17 protein-coding genes are annotated in these 15,654 nt (G+C 73.8%); 5 read left to right on the forward strand and 12 right to left on the reverse strand.

Annotated features, from left to right (window positions below):
- Window positions 1-25: 25 nt before the first annotated feature.
- Genes G407_RS0123150 through rfbF form a run of 6 tightly spaced genes read right to left on the reverse strand, consistent with a single transcriptional unit; the run spans window position 26 to window position 5,291 of the window.
- Window positions 26-796 (reverse strand): cephalosporin hydroxylase family protein, encoded by a 771-nt coding sequence (locus G407_RS0123150; RefSeq protein ID WP_029032718.1) that lies wholly within the window; start codon window positions 794-796, stop codon window positions 26-28.
- Window positions 793-1,743: an NAD-dependent epimerase/dehydratase family protein gene (locus tag G407_RS29610; RefSeq protein ID WP_052341801.1), complete on the reverse strand. Its 951-nt coding sequence runs from the start codon at window positions 1,741-1,743 to the stop codon at window positions 793-795. The genes G407_RS0123150 and G407_RS29610 overlap by 4 nt, the downstream gene beginning before the upstream one ends.
- Window positions 1,740-2,285 carry a dTDP-4-dehydrorhamnose 3,5-epimerase gene (rfbC, locus tag G407_RS0123160; protein ID WP_029032719.1) on the reverse strand — a complete coding sequence of 182 codons (546 nt, stop codon included), beginning with the start codon at window positions 2,283-2,285 and terminating at the stop codon, window positions 1,740-1,742. Before rfbC ends, G407_RS29610 begins: the two co-directional genes overlap by 4 nt.
- Window positions 2,285-3,529: a class I SAM-dependent methyltransferase gene (locus G407_RS0123165; RefSeq protein ID WP_052341785.1), complete on the reverse strand. Its 1,245-nt coding sequence runs from the start codon at window positions 3,527-3,529 to the stop codon at window positions 2,285-2,287. Before G407_RS0123165 ends, rfbC begins: the two co-directional genes overlap by 1 nt.
- Window positions 3,526-4,524, reverse strand: a complete 999-nt coding sequence (locus G407_RS0123170; protein ID WP_210163153.1) for a GDP-mannose 4,6-dehydratase — start codon at window positions 4,522-4,524, stop codon at window positions 3,526-3,528. Before G407_RS0123170 ends, G407_RS0123165 begins: the two co-directional genes overlap by 4 nt.
- On the reverse strand, window positions 4,506-5,291 hold the full coding sequence (gene rfbF, locus G407_RS0123175; protein WP_029032722.1) for a glucose-1-phosphate cytidylyltransferase: 786 nt from the start codon (window positions 5,289-5,291) through the stop codon (window positions 4,506-4,508). Before rfbF ends, G407_RS0123170 begins: the two co-directional genes overlap by 19 nt.
- 332 nt (window positions 5,292-5,623) lie before the next feature.
- Here rfbF and G407_RS0123180 point away from each other — a divergent pair, with 332 nt between their 5' ends.
- Together G407_RS0123180 and G407_RS0123185 are read left to right on the forward strand one after the other, a co-directional pair.
- Window positions 5,624-6,436, forward strand: coding sequence for an outer membrane protein (locus G407_RS0123180; RefSeq protein WP_029032723.1), 813 nt, complete (start codon window positions 5,624-5,626; stop codon window positions 6,434-6,436).
- 175 nt (window positions 6,437-6,611) lie between these two features.
- Complete coding sequence (locus G407_RS0123185; protein ID WP_029032724.1) at window positions 6,612-7,115, forward strand: hypothetical protein; 504 nt, start codon at window positions 6,612-6,614, stop codon at window positions 7,113-7,115.
- Between the two features lie 66 nt (window positions 7,116-7,181).
- Here the strand turns inward: G407_RS0123185 and G407_RS0123190 are convergent, their stop codons facing one another.
- Window positions 7,182-8,363, reverse strand: coding sequence for an autotransporter outer membrane beta-barrel domain-containing protein (locus G407_RS0123190; RefSeq protein WP_029032725.1), 1,182 nt, complete (start codon window positions 8,361-8,363; stop codon window positions 7,182-7,184).
- Between the two features lie 216 nt (window positions 8,364-8,579).
- On the opposite strand from G407_RS0123190, the gene G407_RS0123195 reads away from it, so the two are divergent.
- Genes G407_RS0123195 through G407_RS29620 form a run of 3 tightly spaced genes read left to right on the forward strand, consistent with a single transcriptional unit; the run spans window position 8,580 to window position 11,448 of the window.
- The gene (locus G407_RS0123195) at window positions 8,580-9,140 is read left to right on the forward strand and encodes a sigma-70 family RNA polymerase sigma factor (protein WP_029032726.1); all 561 of its coding nucleotides are present in this window, start codon (window positions 8,580-8,582) and stop codon (window positions 9,138-9,140) included.
- Window positions 9,137-9,880, forward strand: coding sequence for a cupin domain-containing protein (locus tag G407_RS0123200; RefSeq protein ID WP_029032727.1), 744 nt, complete (start codon window positions 9,137-9,139; stop codon window positions 9,878-9,880). The genes G407_RS0123195 and G407_RS0123200 overlap by 4 nt, the downstream gene beginning before the upstream one ends.
- Complete coding sequence (locus G407_RS29620; RefSeq protein WP_052341786.1) at window positions 9,877-11,448, forward strand: S8 family serine peptidase; 1,572 nt, start codon at window positions 9,877-9,879, stop codon at window positions 11,446-11,448. Before G407_RS0123200 ends, G407_RS29620 begins: the two co-directional genes overlap by 4 nt.
- Window positions 11,449-11,582: 134 nt before the next feature.
- Here G407_RS29620 and G407_RS0123210 read toward each other — a convergent pair whose 3' ends face one another.
- From G407_RS0123210 to G407_RS0123230, 5 genes are all read right to left on the reverse strand, one after another.
- Entirely contained in the window at window positions 11,583-11,825 is a 243-nt protein-coding gene (locus G407_RS0123210; RefSeq protein WP_029032728.1) for a type II toxin-antitoxin system Phd/YefM family antitoxin, read from the reverse strand.
- Between the two features lie 62 nt (window positions 11,826-11,887).
- Complete coding sequence (locus tag G407_RS0123215; RefSeq protein ID WP_029032729.1) at window positions 11,888-12,880, reverse strand: KpsF/GutQ family sugar-phosphate isomerase; 993 nt, start codon at window positions 12,878-12,880, stop codon at window positions 11,888-11,890.
- Window positions 12,877-13,740 carry a 3-deoxy-8-phosphooctulonate synthase gene (kdsA, locus tag G407_RS0123220; protein WP_029032730.1) on the reverse strand — a complete coding sequence of 288 codons (864 nt, stop codon included), beginning with the start codon at window positions 13,738-13,740 and terminating at the stop codon, window positions 12,877-12,879. Before kdsA ends, G407_RS0123215 begins: the two co-directional genes overlap by 4 nt.
- Window positions 13,741-13,812: 72 nt before the next feature.
- Window positions 13,813-15,312, reverse strand: coding sequence for a phosphomannomutase/phosphoglucomutase (locus tag G407_RS0123225; RefSeq protein ID WP_029032731.1), 1,500 nt, complete (start codon window positions 15,310-15,312; stop codon window positions 13,813-13,815).
- A gap of 8 nt (window positions 15,313-15,320) precedes the next feature.
- The coding region (locus G407_RS0123230) for a cupin domain-containing protein (protein ID WP_029032732.1) at window positions 15,321-15,654 on the reverse strand (334 nt) is incomplete at its 5' end.

Raw genomic sequence — 15,654 nt, forward strand, 5'->3', positions numbered from 1 at the left:
GCTCCTCCGCGGTCGGGGCGCGAGCCTATCCGACGCGCCGGAGCCAGGCGCTCGGCCAGCCCGTGATCGGGCGGTCCAGCGCGCTCTCGTTGAAGCGCCAGGCGGGCGGGGCCAGCGCGAAGTCGGGCCGTCGGGCGGCGAACTCCTCGGCGGCGGCGGCGGGGTTGTCGTCGACCCATTCGGGCTTGCCGCGCGGCGCGTCGGCCACCTCGCGCATGATGCCGTCGGTCGCGACGATGAAGCTGCCCGGCGTCACCAGCGGCGCATAGGCCTCGAGCTCGCGGGCGACGTGCGCCCTGGTGTGGTTCGAATCGAGGATGACCATCACCCGCTCGCCCGGGCGGATCAGCGCGCGCACGGCGTCGACGATCTCGGGGGCGGCCGAATCGCCCTCGATCAGGGCGATCATCGGCGCGAGCGGGTGCGCCTCGATCGCCTCGCGGTTGTGCGGGCGGATCTCGATGTCGACGCCCACGACGAGGCGCCCGAAGCCCATCGCCTTCATCAGCCCGGCCGAGAACACGAGCGAGCCGCCGTGGGCGACGCCGGTCTCGACGATCACGTCGGGCCTGACCGCGCAGATCGCCTCCTGCGTCCGCACCATGTCCTCGGGATGCTGGATGATGGGCCGGTCGAGCCAGGTGAAGGTGTAGGGGTACTTCGCGTTCCAGCTCGTGCGCAGCCAGACGTCGGAGATCAGCTCGAAGGCGTCCTTGCCCCACAGGTCGAGGGTGCGCGCCGCGCCGTCCTCCTCGACGGCGAGGGTGCGGGCGTCGGTGTCGATGGTGATCCTCATGGGCGTGCCTCCTGTTTGTGCGTCCGCTCGCGCCGCATCTCGTCCCGCACCGCCGCCACCGTGCGCGCGAGCCCGTCATCCAGGGAGACGGCCGGGCGGAAGCCGACCTCCGTGGTGAGCCGCGTCACCGCGGCGACCATGCTGTCGGGGTCGTGGGGCGGGCGCGGGCGGGCGCCGAGATCGACCCGGTTCGCGCCTCCGGCCTGCACGGCGATGCGCGCGACCAGGTCGCGCAGCCGAACCGCCTCGCCGGAGCCGACGTTGACGGGACCCTCGACCGCGCTGTCGAGGAGCGCGGCGACCGCCTCGGCGATGTCGGACACGTAGAGGAAATCGCGCTCCTGCGTCCCCTCCGTCGTCGCGACCCGCTCGCCGGCGACGAGCGCGCGGGCGACGGAGCCGATCAGCTTGCCCGGCGGCTCGCCGGGGCCGTAGGGGGTGAACAGCCGCGCCCAGGCGAAGGAGATGCCGTGCGCCAGCGCCGCCGCGGTCCCCGCATGGAACAGCGCGGCCTTGGCGGCGCCGTAGGGGGTGGCGGGCCGGATCGGCGTCGTCGCCTCGTCGAGGCGCGCGTCGCCCGTCGCGTATTCCGCGCAGGTGCCGAGCCCGACCGCCCGACGCCCGCCCGCAGCGCCGAAGGCGTCGAGGAGGGCGGTGCCGGCTTCCAGCCAGGCGAGGTTCGCGGGGTCGCTCCAGAACCGGCCGGGCGTCGTCGTCCAGGCGCCGTGGACGAGCGCGTCGGGGCGCGCGCGCGCCACGAGCGCGCGGCAGGCGGCGGCATCCGTGAGGTCGGCGCGCTCCCAGGCCGCGACGCCCGCGACCACGGGAGGATCGGCCCGCGACGTCGTGCCGACGATGCGCCATCCGCGCCCGGCGAGCGCACCCGCGAGCGGGCGGCCGACGAAGCCCGTCGCGCCCGTGAGGAGGAGCGTGCCGCGCCCGCTCACGGCGCGATGTCCGCGGGCGCGAGCAGCGGCCACGCCGCATCGCGCTCGGACAGGATCGGGTCCGCCACCGGCCAGTCGATCGCCAGCAGCGGATCGTCCCAGCGCAGGCCTGCCGCGGCTCCGGCCACGTAGGGCGTCGTCATCTGGTAGAGGATCTCCGTCTCGTCGACGAGCGTGACGAAGCCGTGGGCGAAGCCCTTCGGGACGTAGAGCGCCGCCCGCGAGGCCGCGTCGAGCCGCAGCGCGTGCGAGCGCCCCCGCGTCGGCGAGCCCGGCCGCAGGTCGACGATGACGTCGTGGACCGCACCCATGGTGACGCGGATCAGCTTGTCCTCGCCGTGCGGATCGCGCTGGAAGTGCAGCCCGCGCAGCGTCGCGGCGCGAGCGTTGAAGGAGACGCTCGCCTGCACGAAGTCCGCGCTCATGCCGCGGGCGGCGAAGGCCTCGCGGTCGACCATGCGGGCGAAGAAGCCGCGCGCGTCCGCGATCGGCTCCGGCGTGATCACGAAGGCTCCGGGAAGCGGCGTCTCCTCGATCAGCATCAGACGATCCGCACCTCCGGCACCGGGATCACGAAGCGCCCGCCGGCCGCCCGGTAGGCCGCCTGCTGGGCGAGGATCTCCTCGGCGAAGTTCCAGGTGAGCAGCAGCGTGTAGTCCGGCCGCGCCTCGAGCAGGCGCTCGGGGGGCACGATCGGCAGCTTCGTGCCCGGGCCGTGCAGCCCCTGCTTCGCCGGCGAGCGATCGGCGATGAAGTCGATCACGTCGGCGCCGAGGCCGGCATAGTTGAGGAGCGTCGCGCCCTTGGCCGAGGCGCCGTAGGCGGCGATGCGCGCGCCGCCGGCCTTGAGGTCCCGCAGCACCCGCGCGAGCGTCGCCGTCAGCCGCTCGACCCGCGCGGCGAAGCTCGCGTAGTAGGGCTCGTCCGTCATGCCGAGCCGTCGCTCGTCGGCCAGCAGATCCGCCGCCGCAGCGCTCTGCGCCGTGCCCGCGTGGGCCGCGAAGGCGCGCAGCGTGCCGCCGTGGAAGGGCGTCGTCTCCACGTGCGCGAGAACGAGCCCGTGGCGGGCGAAAAGGGCGTCGAGCGCGGCTCCCGAGAAGTAGCACAGGTGCTCGTGGTAGATCGTGTCGAACTCGCACTTCTCGACGAAGTCGCGGGCGTAGGGCACCTCGATCACGCAGACGCCGCCGGGTTTCAGGAGCCGCTTCATGCCGGCGACGACGCCGTTCAGGTCCGGCACGTGGGCGAGCACGTTGTTGGCATGGATCACGTCCGCGGCGATGCCCTCCGCGGCGAGCGCGTCCGCGAGATCGCGCCCGAAGAAGGCGATGCGGGTCGGCACGCCCGCCGCGATCGCCGCGCGCGCGACGTTGGCCGCCGGGTCGATGCCCAGCACCGGGACGCCGAGCGCCCGGTAGCCCTGGAGCAGGTAGCCGTCGTTGCTCGCGATCTCGACCACCTGCGCGCCCGCGCCGAGCCCGCGCTCGGCGACGAGGCGGCGCGCCAGCGCGCGGGCGGCGGCGGTGAAGCTCTCGGAGACCGAGGAGAAATACGGGTAGTCGGAGAACATCAGGTCCGGCCGCACCGAGACCGTGAGCTGGAGGAGCGTGCAATCCCGGCAGAAGACGAGCGCGAGCGGATAGCGCGGCTCGGGGTCCCCCAGGCGCTCGGCCGGCACGAGGGCGTTGGCGAGCGGCGTCTCGCCGAGCGAGAGCACCGGCGCGAGGTGGCTGCCGCCGCAGGAGCGACAGCCGGTGATCCGCGTCGTGGCGGGCGCGTCGCTCATCGCGCGAGCCTCTCGCGGTACCAGGCGATGGTGCGGTCGAGCCCGTCCTCGAGGCCGTAGCGCGGCGCCCAGCCGAGCTCGGCGCGCGCACGCGAGGCGTCGAGATACTGCTCGGCGATCTCGTGCGTCGCCTCCCCGAGCACGACCGGCTCGAGATCGCTGCCCATCCGCGCGCGGATCAGGTCGACGAGCGCGCGGGCGGAGAGGGGAATCTCGGTGGAGAAGTTGAAGGCGCGCCCCGCGAGCGCCCGGTTCCCGGCGAGGCGCTCGGTCAGCGTCATGTAGGCCTCGACCGCGTCGCCGACATAGATGTAGTCGCGCACCAGCGTGCCGTCGGAGCGGATCACCGGGCGCTCGTCGGCGACGAGCGAGCGGATCGTCCCGGGCACGATCCGGCTCCAGTTCAGGTCGCCCCCGCCGAAGAAGTTGCCGCAGCGGGTGATGGCGACGGGCGTGCCGTACGTCGCCGCGTAGGATTGCGCGATCAGGTCGGCGCAGGACTTCGACGCGTCGTAGGGGTAGAGCCCGGCGAGCGGCGTCTCCTCCGTGTAGGGCAGCACCGCCGCCTGGCCGTAGGCCTTGTCGGAGGAGGCGACGACGATCTCACTCACCTTCGGCGAGCGCCGCGCCGCCTCGAGCAGGCGCCAGGTGCCGGCGACGTTGGTCTCGAAGGTGGAGACCGGGTTGCGGTTGGCGATCGGCACGATGGTCTGGGCGGCGAGGTGGATCACGCTCGCGATCTCGTGCTCGCCGAGGATGCGCTCCATCGCCGGCTGGTCGCAGACGTCGCCCCGCACGAGGGTCACGGCCCGCGCCCACTCCTCGGACAGGAGCGGGCTCCGCGGCACCCAGTCGCGCACCAGCGCGACGACGTCGCAGCCGAGCGAGACGAGCTCGGCCGTGAGGTGCGAGCCGACGAGCCCGGAGGCGCCGGTGACGAGGACGCGGCGCCCGCGCCAGAAGCGCTCGCGCGGGCTCATTCCCAGATCCGCCACGGCGCCGCTCCGCTCTCCCACATGTCGTTCAGGATCCGCCGGTCGCGCAGCGTGTCCATGCACTGCCAATAGCCTTCGTGGCGATAGGCCATCAGCGCGCGCTCGCGCGAGAGCGGCTCGAGCACGTCGCCTTCCAGCGCGGCGTCCTCGCCCGGGATGCGCGCGAGGATCTCCGGCTCGAGCACCATGAAGCCGCCGTTGATCCAGCCCTCGCCGATCTGCGGCTTCTCGATGAACTCGCGGATCTCGCCGTCCTCCCCGAAGTCGAGGCCGCCGAAGCGCGCCGGCGGGCGCACCGCCGTGATCGTGCCGAGGCGCCCGTGCGCGCGGTGGAAGGCGAGGAGCGCGTTGAGGTCGATGTTCGAGACGCCGTCGCCATAGGTCAGCATGAAGGGCTCGTCGCCGAGGAAGTCCTTCAGGCGCAGCAGGCGCCCGGCGGTGAGGGACTCGAGACCGGTCTCCATGAGATGCACCCGCCAGGTCTCTCGGAGGCTCCCCGGGCGCCCGGCATGGGGCCGCAGCCCGCCCTCGGCGAGATCGATCGTGAGCGAGCCGCGCAGCCGGCCGTAATCGTAGAAGAAGCGCTTGATCACGTCGCCCTTGTAGCCCAGCGCCACGACGAACTCGTCGAAGCCCTGGGCGGCGTAGATCTTCATGATGTGCCACAGGATCGGCATGCCGCCGATCTCGACCATCGGCTTGGGAACGTTGACCGTCTCCTCGGAGAGGCGCGTGCCGAGCCCGCCGGCGAGTATGACGACCTTCACGACGGACCTCCGGGTCGCGTGCGCGCCCCGCCGCGGGGGGCCGGCCGAATCGCACGCTCGAGGCCGGTAGGATAGCCGCCCGGCGCGTCGCGGCCAAACGCGACGGGCCCGCCCTCTCTCGGCGAGCGGTCCCGGCGCCGCGGCCGAGGATAACCTATGTAAATTCATGATTTGGTTCCATGAAGAGGTGGTAGACGTGAACAAATTTTTGCCACATGATGGACATCATTGCCCGAGCTTGACAATAAGCAATGTAGACCTGATGCATAGAAGCAACAGCATCTTCCCCGCCAAATGCGTTACGTTGGCGGCTCATGCAAAGAGGTGCTCTCATGACACGTACCATTCTCCTCGCGAGCGCGGCGTCCTTCGTCCTCGCCGGTGGGGCTCTCGCAGCGGATCTTCCCTCGCGCGTCGAGGCGCCGGCTCCGGTCTTCGTCGCGCAGCCGGTCTTCAGCTGGACCGGCTTCTATGCCGGCGTGAACGCGGGCGTCGGCTTCAACGCCGGTGACGACCGCGACAGCGTGGTCGTCGTGGCGCCGAACGCGACCGCCGTGCCCGCGGGCACGACGATCCGCTACGGCGACAACAGCGAGGACGCCTCGTTCACCGGCGGCGGCTTCATCGGCTACAATCACCAGTTCGTGAACAACTTCGTCCTGGGCGCCGAGGCGGACATCCAGTTCGTCGGGCTCGGCGACGACGACACGGCGGCCCCGATCTCCGTGACGCCCGCGACGGCGGGCTTCGAGCCGCTGCGTCGCGGCATCTCCGGCGTCGACTGGTTCGGCACGGTGCGCCTGCGCGCCGGCTACGCCTTCGACCGCACGCTCGTCTACGCCACCGGCGGCCTCGCCTACGGCGGCGGCGACGCGGCGCGCTTCGAGACGGCGGCGGGCAACCGCGTGCTGTTCGAGGACGACGAGGTCGGCTTCGGCTGGACGCTGGGTGCGGGCCTCGACTACGCCGTCACGAACAGCCTGATCGTCGGCCTCGAGGGTCTCTACGTGAACCTCGACCGTGACCTCGACGTCAACGGCACGGCCGGCTTCATCGGCGGCGCCGTGGTTCCGGCGGCGAGCGAGTCGAACGACGACAACGTCGAGTTCGGCGTCGTGCGCGCTCGCCTGAGCTACAAGTTCTGACGCCGCGCGCCATCGCGCGACCGTCGCAGGAGCCGGCCCCTCGGGGCCGGCTCTTTTTGTTTTGCGGTCCGGCTGAGATTCTTCCGCGGCATCGAACCGACGGCCGGCGTCCTTCGACGAAGGAGGCGAGCGGGTGACAGGCACCCGTGAGCCACACTCCAGAAGGAAGCCCCCCATGCGCCGTTTCCCCTCCCGCCCCGTCGCCCTGCGCACCGCCGCGACGGCGATCGCCGGCATCACCGCCCTCGTCGCGCTCGCGGGAACGAGCGAGGCCCAGGTGCTGCGCGGCGATTGCTTCATGCGCGTCGCTCCGGCCTGCGCGCAGATCCGAGACGTCGATGCCGCGCATCGCTGCGTGGTGCAGGAGACCAACGCGTGCGAGGCGAAGCTCGCGGAGCGCGACCGCGAGAACGAGCCGCCGCGGACCCGCATGCGTGCGCTGACGCATCTCACGACGGCCTATTCGGACGGCGACCCCGGCGGCCAGACGGACCCGGGCCCGGGCGGTGACGGCACGCCGGCGGGCGGTGACGGCACCCCGGCCGGCGGCGACGGCACCCCGGCGGGCGGCGACGGCACACCGGCGGGCGGCGACGGAACCCCGGCCGGCGGCGACGGAACCCCGGCCGGCGGCGACGGAACGCCGGCGGGCGGCGACGGTCAGTCCGGACGCCGCTGACCGACCCTGTCCGCGTTTCGCCCGGCCTCCTTCGGACGGCCGGGCGTCTCGTCCCGGCGCGGCCGCTCAGAACCGCAGGCCGAGCCGCCCCGAGACGGTCACGACCGAGTAGGCCGGTCGCGCCAGCCCCGACACGTCGACCTCGAGCGACAGCGCGAGCGCCGGTGTCGGCGCCGCGCGCAGGCCCGCCCGCAGCGCGACGTCGCCCTCCGGCAGGTCGTCGATGGGCGTCGTCTGCGTCGGGCTCTCGATGCGCGAGACGTCCCACGTGGCCGTGGCGGCGACGAACGGGGTGAGCGTGCCGCCCGATGCCCCGGCGAAGGCGCGCGACACCTCGGCCCCCGCCCGCAGCGTGGCCGTCTCGACGGTCAGTGCCGGGTACGCCGTGCCGAGGCTGTCGCGGTAGGCGCCCTGCCGGTCCGAGACCCAGACCATGCCGACCGTCGGCGCGACCTGGAACCCGCCCGCGTCGAGGTAGGCCGTGAGGTTCGCCGCGAGCGCCCGGCGCTCGGCGTCGAAGCGCCCGCGCACGGCGGCGTTGCCGACGTCGCTCTCCCCGCCCTGCCAGAACGCCGAGACGTCCGCGACCAGAACGTCCGTGAGCGACGCGCCGGCGTAGACGCCGGCCCCGCCGAGCCGCCCTTCGAGGAAGCCCGCGCCGGCGGTGTCGAAGTCCGAGGTCTCGTAGAGACCGAGCACGCCGAGGACCGCGCGCGCGCCCACGAGGCGATCGACGCCCAGCGAGATCCCGGACTGGACGCCGTCGTAGCCGAAGACGGGGTGGGTGCGCTCGGCCCAGGTGGCGCGGGGGGAGACCCACGCGTGCCACAGCGGCGCCGACGAGGCATCCAGGGAGGCGAAGGCCGCCGGCGGCAGCCCTCCGGGCGCGGCGGCGGCGGATGCGACCGCGCCCGCCCCGAGCCGCTCGCCGACGAGCGTGCGCATGTCCGTCGACAGGAGATCACCGACCTGCGCATGGCCCGCCCGCAGGAGCGCGGCGGCCTGGCCGCCGGTCAGGATCGGCGCCGGCGCCGCCGGCTGTTGGGCCGGAGCCGGCGTGCCGCCACCCGTCTGCCCTCCGCCCGTCTGCCCTCCGCCCGTCTGCCCTCCGCCCGTCTGCCCTCCGCCGGTCTGTCCTCCACCGGTTTGCCCACCGCCGGTCTGACCGCCGCCCGGCTGGCTCTGCGCGAGCGCGGCCGAGGTGGCGAGGACCAGGCATGCGGCGAGGGCGATCGAGCGGCGTCTCATCGCGACCATCCGGGCACGGGGCGGTAGCCGCGAGCTTAGCCGCACGGCCGGCGCGCGCGAAGGGGGCGCGCCACGCCCGCGGTCGATCGCGGCGCGCCGTGGCCGTACGGGCACATCGCTCGCCCGCGATTCCGATCTCCCGGCGCGATCGTGTAATCTGGGCCGTGAACCTTCCGCGGCTTTCGTCCGTCGAAGGAGCCGGGAAGACCGACGACGATGAGGGACGACGCCGATCTCGCCGATCTCGCCGCGATCGCCAGGGGCGACGAGCGCGCGCTGCGCGCGCTCCACGCCCGCCACGCGACGAAGGTCTTCCGGTTCGTGCTGCGGCTCGTGCGCAACGAGGCCGTCGCGGAGGAGGTGACCAATGAAGCCTTCGTCGAGATCTGGAAGGGCGCCGGACGCTTCCGCGGCGGCTCCGCCGTGGGCACGTGGCTCATCTCGGTCGCCCGCAACAAGGCGATCGACCGCCTGCGCAAGCGTGGCGAGGAACCGCTCGACGAGGAGGCCGCCGCCCGCCTGCCGGACGGGGCGGACGATCCCGAGATGGAGCTCGCCAAGCGCGACAAGGGGGCGCTCATGCGCCGCGTGATCGAAGGCCTCTCGCCCGTCCACCGGGAGATCGTGGACCTCGTCTACTACCAGGAGCAATCCGTCGCCGAGGCGGCGGCGGTGCTCGGAGTGCCGGAGAACACCGTCAAGACGCGGATGTTCTACGCCCGCAAGCAGCTCGCCCGGCTCTTCGCCGAGGCCGGAATCGACAGGGGGTGGCCATGACCGCCGACCGCATCCACGACGACCCGCCGGAGGGGATCGACGCCGACGATCCGGCCCTGCTCCTGCCCTGGTATGCCGCGGGCACCCTCGACGCGGCCGACCGCGCCCGCGTCGAGCGCTTCCTCGCCGACAATCCCGAGCAGCAGGCCCATCTCGCCGCGATCGCCGAGGAGCGCGAGGCGACGGTGCTCCTCGCCCGCGCGGCGCCGCTGCCGAGCGCGGGCTCCGTCGACGCGATCCTGGCCAAGGCGCGTCGCGAGGCGCCGCGCGGGGCGCCCGACGAGGCGTTCTCGAGGGCGTTCGACGGGAGCCCGAGCGCGGCCGCGGCCCGACGCGGCTTCGCGGCGCGGGCGCTCGCGGGGCTGTCGGGGCTGCTCGACGCGCTCTCGCCGCCGATGCGCGGCGCCGCGATCGCCGCGCTCGTTCTCCTCGCCGTGGCGCAGGCCGGCGTGATCGGCGGCCTCGTCGGCGCGCCGCCCGCCGAGACGACCTTCCGCACGGCGACGGGGGAGGGCGCCCCGGCGCCGGCGCAGGCGACGATCCTCGTCATGTTCGAGCCCGAGGCGACGGCGCGGCAGGTCGAGAGCCTCCTCGTCGCGCTCGACGCGCGCGTCGTCGACGGGCCGCGCGCCGGCGGGCTCTACGCGCTCGCGCTCGAGGAGGGTGCGGACGCGGACGCCGTCCTCGCACGGCTGCGCGATGCGGGCGACGTCGTGCGTTTCGCGGGGCCGGGGTCGTGACCGTGCGCCCGCCGATCGCCGCCCCGATCCTCCTGCTCGTCGCCATGCTGCTCGCCGCGCCTCCGGCGCAGGCGCAGTTCGCGGCGCCCCCGCCGGTCGCCCGCCCGCCGCTCGCCCCGCCGCCGGTCGCGCCTCCGCCCGTCGCGCCGCCGCGCATCGCGCCGCCGCCGGTGATCGCGCCGAGGCCGGTCGTGCCGCGCATCGTGCCGCCGGTCGTTCTGCCGAGCCCCATCCGGGACGACCCGCAGCGCGTGCGCCCGTCCGGCCCGGCGGACCGCGACGTCGATCCGCTCCCGCGCGCACGGCCGATCCCGCCGCGCGATCCGCCGCGCGCCGCGGATCGCGCGGCCCCGACGGCGCCGCCTGCACGCGTCCGGATCGGCGAGGGCGCCCCGCTGCCGCCGCCGCGGATCGGCTCCCTCGCAGCCCCGGAACCGCTCGCCGGTGGCGCCTACGATCCGGACGCGGTCGAGGCGCGGGTCGTCGTCGCCACGCTCGCGGACGGCCTCGACGCCGATGCCGCCGCGGCGTTCGCCGCCGAGAACGACCTCGTCCTCGTCGAGAGCGTCGAGCTCGCCCTCCTCGGCGGGCGGCTCGTGCGCCTGCGCATCGACGACGCGCGGACCGTCGAGGCCGTGGTCGCCGCCCTCGCGGGGGACGCGCGGGTCGCGCTCGCCGGCCCGAACCGGATCTACCGCACGCAGGCCGGCGCCGGCGCGCAATACGCGCTCGCGCGGCTCGGCCTCGACCCTGCCCCGCCGGAGGCCGGGCGCGGCACGCTGATCGCCGTGATCGACACCGCGGCGGACCTCGCCCATCCGGAGCTCGCGCCGGCCCGGGTGCGGGCGGCGAGCGTGCTCGACGAGGCCGCGCCCGCACCGATGGACCACGGCACGCAGGTCGTCGGGCTCATCGCGGGCGCCGGGCTCCTGCGCGGCGCCGCGCCCGCCGCGGACGTCCTCGCCATCGCCGCCTTCGACGCCGCACCGAGCGACGGCGGCCCGGCGAGCACGAGCTACCGCCTGCTGCGTGCGCTGGACCTCGCCGCGGGCGAGGGGGCGCGGGTGATCAACATGAGCTTCGCCGGCGGCGCGGACGCGCTCGTGGCGCAGGCGCTCGACATCCTGGGCGAGGCGGGCGTCGTCCTCGTCGCGGCGGCGGGCAACAACGGCCCGCAGGCCTCGCCCGCCTTCCCGGGATCGCACCCCGCCGTCGTCGCCGTCACGGCGACGGACGCCGCGGACGCGCTGTATACGGCGGCGAACCGGGGCGCCTACGTCGCGCTCTCGGCGCCGGGCGTCGATCTGCTCACGCCCGCCGCCGGCGGGCGGTACGCCCTCGGCTCGGGCACCTCGCTGGCCGCCGCCTACGTCTCGGCGGCCGCGGCGCTCGTGCTCGCGCGCGATCCGCAGGCGCGCGCCGACGCGGTCGGAGCCGCCCTCGCTGCGGCCGCCGTCGACCTCGGCGAAGGCGGCCGCGACCCCGCCTTCGGCCACGGCCTCGTCGCCCCGCTCGCGGCCGCCGAGTGGCTGGTGGCGGGCGGGGAGGTGGTGGTGGATGTCAGGTGAGGGGGAACTCGGTCGTCCTTCCCGAGGTGGGGCCGGGGCCGGACTTCCTGGAGCCGATCAGCGAAGAGGAGCCGAGCGCGTGGGACGGCGCGACATGGCGTCAGCCACGACTACCGATGTGCCGAGATAGAGGATCAATACCGATCCCCGTCGCGCATCCGACGCACGACCCCCCCCGCGCTCGGGGGCATGTCGCGCGTGAGCGCACGGAGCGTCTCGAGTTCGATCGGCCGGCGTGCGCGGACGGGCTCTTCCGGCGGGACGAGCCGTGCCACCGGCTCGCCGCCGTCGGTAATGGTCACGGCCTCACCGGCCTGGGCGCGGGCGATCAGCTCGGCCAGCCGCTCACGGATCTCGTCCACGGTCACGTCCGGCATGCGGGCGGCTCCTTCGGCTCTCGCGCACGATGAGCCGCATCGTGAGACCCGTCAACGCTCCCTCACGCAGCCCCCGTCCGCAGCAGGTCGAGCACGTGCACGAGCCCTACCGGCCGGCCGTCGCGCACGACGACGAGCGCGGCGACCTTGCGGCTCTCCACGAGCTCCAGCGCCTCGCCCAGCAGCATGTCCGGGCCGATGGTGAGAGGTCGCTTCGTCATCACCTCGTCGACCGTGCGGGAGAGGAGGTCGTTGGCCATGTGGCGGCGCACGTCGCCGTCGGTGACGATGCCGAGCAGGCGGCTCTCGGCATCCACGACGATGACGCAGCCGAAGCTCTTGTCGCTCTGCACGGCGAGCGCGGCGCTCATCGGCGTGCCGGTGGGCACGAGCGGCAGGCGCTCGCCGACGTGCATGATGTCCTTGGCTGTCTTCAGGAGCGCGCCGAGCTTGCCGCCGGGATGGTAGAGGCGGAAGTCCTGCGCCGTGAAGCCGCGCGCCTCGAGCAGCGCCACCGCGAGCGCGTCGCCGAGCGCGAGCTGCATCGTGGTGGAGGTGGTGGGCGCGAGCCCGTTGGGGCAGGCTTCCTTCGCCTTGGGCAGCGCGAGGCAGATGTCGGCGGCGCGCCCCAGCGTCGAATCGCCGTTGGCGGTGAAAGCGACGAGCGGCACTCCGTGGCGCTTGGCGTAGGCGATCAGGTCCGACAGTTCCCCCGTTTCGCCCGACCAGGAGAGGGCGAGGATCGCGTCCTCGCGCAGGATCATGCCGAGATCGCCATGGCTCGCCTCGCCGGGATGGACGAAATAGGCGGGCGTGCCGGTGGAGGCGAGCGTCGCCGCGATCTTGCGGCCGACATGGCCGGACTTGCCCATGCCCGAGACGATGACCCGGCCGGGCCGGTCCTTGATCGTCTCGACGGCGGCAGCGAAGGCCGCCCCGAGCCCGTTCGCGAGCGCCGCCTCCAGCGCCGCGAGCCCCTCGCGCTCGACGGCGATGGTGCGCAGCGCCGGCGCCAGGATATTCGCGCCGGGCGCCGAGCGAGCGGCGGCGCTCATCGCGCCACGTCCGCGCCGGCGACGCGGCGCTTGGCGAGCGCGTCGAAGGCCATCAGCTCGGCGAGCAGGTCCTCCATCTGCGAAAGCGGCACCATGTTCGGCCCGTCCGAGGGCGCGCGCTCGGGCGCCTCGTGGGTCTCGATGAAGACGCCGGCAATGCCCACCGCCACGGCGGCGCGGGCGAGCACCGGCACGAACTCGCGCTGGCCGCCGGACGTCGTGCCCTGGCCGCCGGGCTGCTGCACGGAATGCGTGGCGTCGAAGATCACCGGCGCGCCGGTCGCCGCCATGATCGGGAGGGCGCGCATGTCCGAGACGAGCGTGTTGTAGCCGAAGGAGGCGCCGCGCTCGGTGGCGAGGACGTTCGGGTTGCCGGCGCCGACCACCTTGTCGATCACGTTCGCCATGTCCCAGGGTGCCAGGAACTGGCCCTTCTTGACGTTGACGACGCGCCCCGTCTTCGCCGCCGCGACGAGGAGGTCCGTCTGCCGGCAGAGGAAGGCGGGGATCTGGAGGATGTCCACCGCCTCGGCGACGGCGGCGCACTGCGTCGCCTCGTGCACGTCGGTGAGGGTGGGCAGGCCCAGGCTTTCGCGGATCTCGGCGAAGACCGGGAGCGCCGCGTCGATGCCCATGCCGCGCGCCGAGCCGGCGGAGGTGCGGTTCGCCTTGTCGAAGGAGGACTTGTAGACGAGGCCGAGGCCGAGCCGGCGGCAGATCTCCTTCAAGGCAGCCGCCGTCTCGAGGGCGTGCGCGCGGCTCTCCATGGCGCAGGGGCCGGCGATCAGCGCGAGCGGCAAGGCGTTGCCGAAGCGCACGGGCCCGGCGGCGACGACGGGGGCGGGAGCGGGATGTGCCATGGCGCGGCTCTAGCCGGTTTCGCGGCGCCGGTCAAAGCCGCTTCGTGCGCCGCGATCCGCCCCTCGCGCGCCTCAGATGGTCTGGTTGTAGGCGCCGACCTCGGGGCTCTCGCGCAGGATCGCGTCGACCGCCGCGAACATCTCCTCGAGCCGCGCCCGCGAGACCGGGCTCTCGACTACGACCACCAGCTCCGGCTTGTTGGAGGAGGCGCGAACGAGGCCCCAGGTGCCGTCCGCGAGCGTGACGCGCACGCCGTTCACCGTCACCACGTCGGCGATCGCCGCGCCGGCGATGGGCTCCCGGGCCGCCCGCATCGCCTCGATCCGTCCGGTCACCCGGGCCACGACGTCGTACTTCACCTCGTCGGGGCAGTGCGGCGACATCGTCGGCGAGCCCCAGGTCCTCGGCAGCGCCGCGTAGAGGTCGCTCATCGTCCGATCGGGATTGCGGTCGAGCATCTCGAGCACCGCGATGGCGGTGACGAGCCCGTCGTCGTAGCCCCGCCCGATCGGGGCGCCGAAGAAGAAGTGGCCGGACTTCTCGAACCCGGCCAGCGCGCCGAGCTGCTTCACCCGCGCCTTGATGTAGCTGTGGCCGGTCTTCCAGTAGTCCGCCACGGCGCCGAGCCGCGCGAGCTCCGGGTCCGTCATGAACAGGCCGGTCGACTTCACGTCCACCACGAAGCGGGCGTTCGGGTGGAGCGCGGCGAGGTCGCGGGCGAGCATGACGCCGATCTTGTCGGCGAAGATCTCCGCGCCCGTCTCGTCGACGACGCCGCAGCGGTCGCCGTCGCCGTCGAAGCCCAGCCCCACGTCCGCGCCGGTCTCGCGCACCGTGTCCGCCAGAGCATGGAGCATCTCCATGTCCTCGGGGTTGGGGTTGTAGCGCGGGAAGGAGTGGTCGAGCTCGCAGTCGAGCGGGATCACCTCGCAGCCGAGCCGCTCGAGCAGCCGCGGCGCGAAGGCGCCCGCCGTGCCGTTGCCGCAGGCGGCCACGACCTTGAGCTTGCGCGAGAGCGAGCGCCCGCGGGCGAGATCGTCGAGATAGGCCTGCGCGAACCCGTCGACGTACTCGTAGCCGCCGCCGGGCCGCGCGGGGGCCGCGCCGGAGAGCACGATCTCCTTCAGGCGGCTCATCTCGTCGGGGCCGAAGGTGAGGGGGCGGTCGAGCCCCATCTTCACGCCGGTCCAGCCGTTGTCGTTGTGCGAGGCGGTGACCATCGCCACGCAGGGGCAGTCGAGCGCGAACTGGGCGTAGTAGGCCATCGGCGAGAGCGCGAGCCCGACGTCCTTCACCCGCATGCCGCCCGCCATCAGCCCGGCGACGAGCGCGAGCTTGATCGAGGCCGAGTAGGAGCGGAAGTCGTGGCCGACCACGATCTCCGGCGCGACCCCGCGCTCGCGGACGAGCTGCGCGATGCCCAGGCCCAGGGCCTGCACGCCCATCAGGTTCAGCTCGGAGCCGAACAGCCAGCGCGCGTCGTACTCGCGAAAGCCGGTGGGCTTGACGAGCGGCGTCGTCTCGTAGGCGTAGGTGTTCGGCGCGAGCGCCGGCTGCGGGGTCGGGAGCATGGGTCGCGTCAGGTCCTGTTGTAGACGTCTTCCAGCCGGACGATGTCGTCCTCGCCGAGGTAGGAGCCGGACTGGACCTCGATCAGCTCGAGGGGGATCTTGCCGGGGTTCTCGAGGCGGTGGACGGCGCCGAGCGGGATGAAGGTGGATTCGTTCTCGTGGACGAGGGTCTTGGTCTCGCCCACGGTGACGAGGGCGGTACCGCGCACCACGATCCAGTGCTCGGCGCGGTGGAAGTGCTTCTGCAGCGACAGCCGGCCGCCGGGCTTGACCACGATGCGCTTGACCTGGAAGCGCTCGCCGCGGTCGACACCCTCGTACGAGCCCCAGGGGCGGAACACC

Origin of the sequence: Salinarimonas rosea DSM 21201 (genome assembly GCF_000429045.1) — a bacterium.
Lineage (GTDB): Bacteria > Pseudomonadota > Alphaproteobacteria > Rhizobiales > Beijerinckiaceae > Salinarimonas > Salinarimonas rosea.

Excerpts from the sequence above, each read along its gene's own strand:
- G407_RS0123150 (WP_029032718.1), bottom strand. The coding sequence starts at position 796 with ATGAGGATCACCATCGACACCGACGCCCGCACCCTCGCCGTCGAGGAG.
- rfbC (WP_029032719.1), bottom strand. The coding sequence starts at position 2,285 with ATGCTGATCGAGGAGACGCCGCTTCCCGGAGCCTTCGTGATCACGCCG.
- G407_RS0123165 (WP_052341785.1), bottom strand. The coding sequence starts at position 3,529 with ATGAGCGACGCGCCCGCCACGACGCGGATCACCGGCTGTCGCTCCTGC.
- G407_RS0123180 (WP_029032723.1), top strand. The coding sequence starts at position 5,624 with ATGACACGTACCATTCTCCTCGCGAGCGCGGCGTCCTTCGTCCTCGCC.
- G407_RS0123185 (WP_029032724.1), top strand. The coding sequence starts at position 6,612 with ATGCGCCGTTTCCCCTCCCGCCCCGTCGCCCTGCGCACCGCCGCGACG.
- G407_RS0123190 (WP_029032725.1), bottom strand. The coding sequence starts at position 8,363 with ATGAGACGCCGCTCGATCGCCCTCGCCGCATGCCTGGTCCTCGCCACC.
- G407_RS0123195 (WP_029032726.1), top strand. The coding sequence starts at position 8,580 with ATGAGGGACGACGCCGATCTCGCCGATCTCGCCGCGATCGCCAGGGGC.
- G407_RS0123200 (WP_029032727.1), top strand. The coding sequence starts at position 9,137 with ATGACCGCCGACCGCATCCACGACGACCCGCCGGAGGGGATCGACGCC.
- G407_RS0123210 (WP_029032728.1), bottom strand. The coding sequence starts at position 11,825 with ATGCCGGACGTGACCGTGGACGAGATCCGTGAGCGGCTGGCCGAGCTG.
- G407_RS0123215 (WP_029032729.1), bottom strand. The coding sequence starts at position 12,880 with ATGAGCGCCGCCGCTCGCTCGGCGCCCGGCGCGAATATCCTGGCGCCG.
- kdsA (WP_029032730.1), bottom strand. The coding sequence starts at position 13,740 with ATGGCACATCCCGCTCCCGCCCCCGTCGTCGCCGCCGGGCCCGTGCGC.
- G407_RS0123225 (WP_029032731.1), bottom strand. The coding sequence starts at position 15,312 with ATGCTCCCGACCCCGCAGCCGGCGCTCGCGCCGAACACCTACGCCTAC.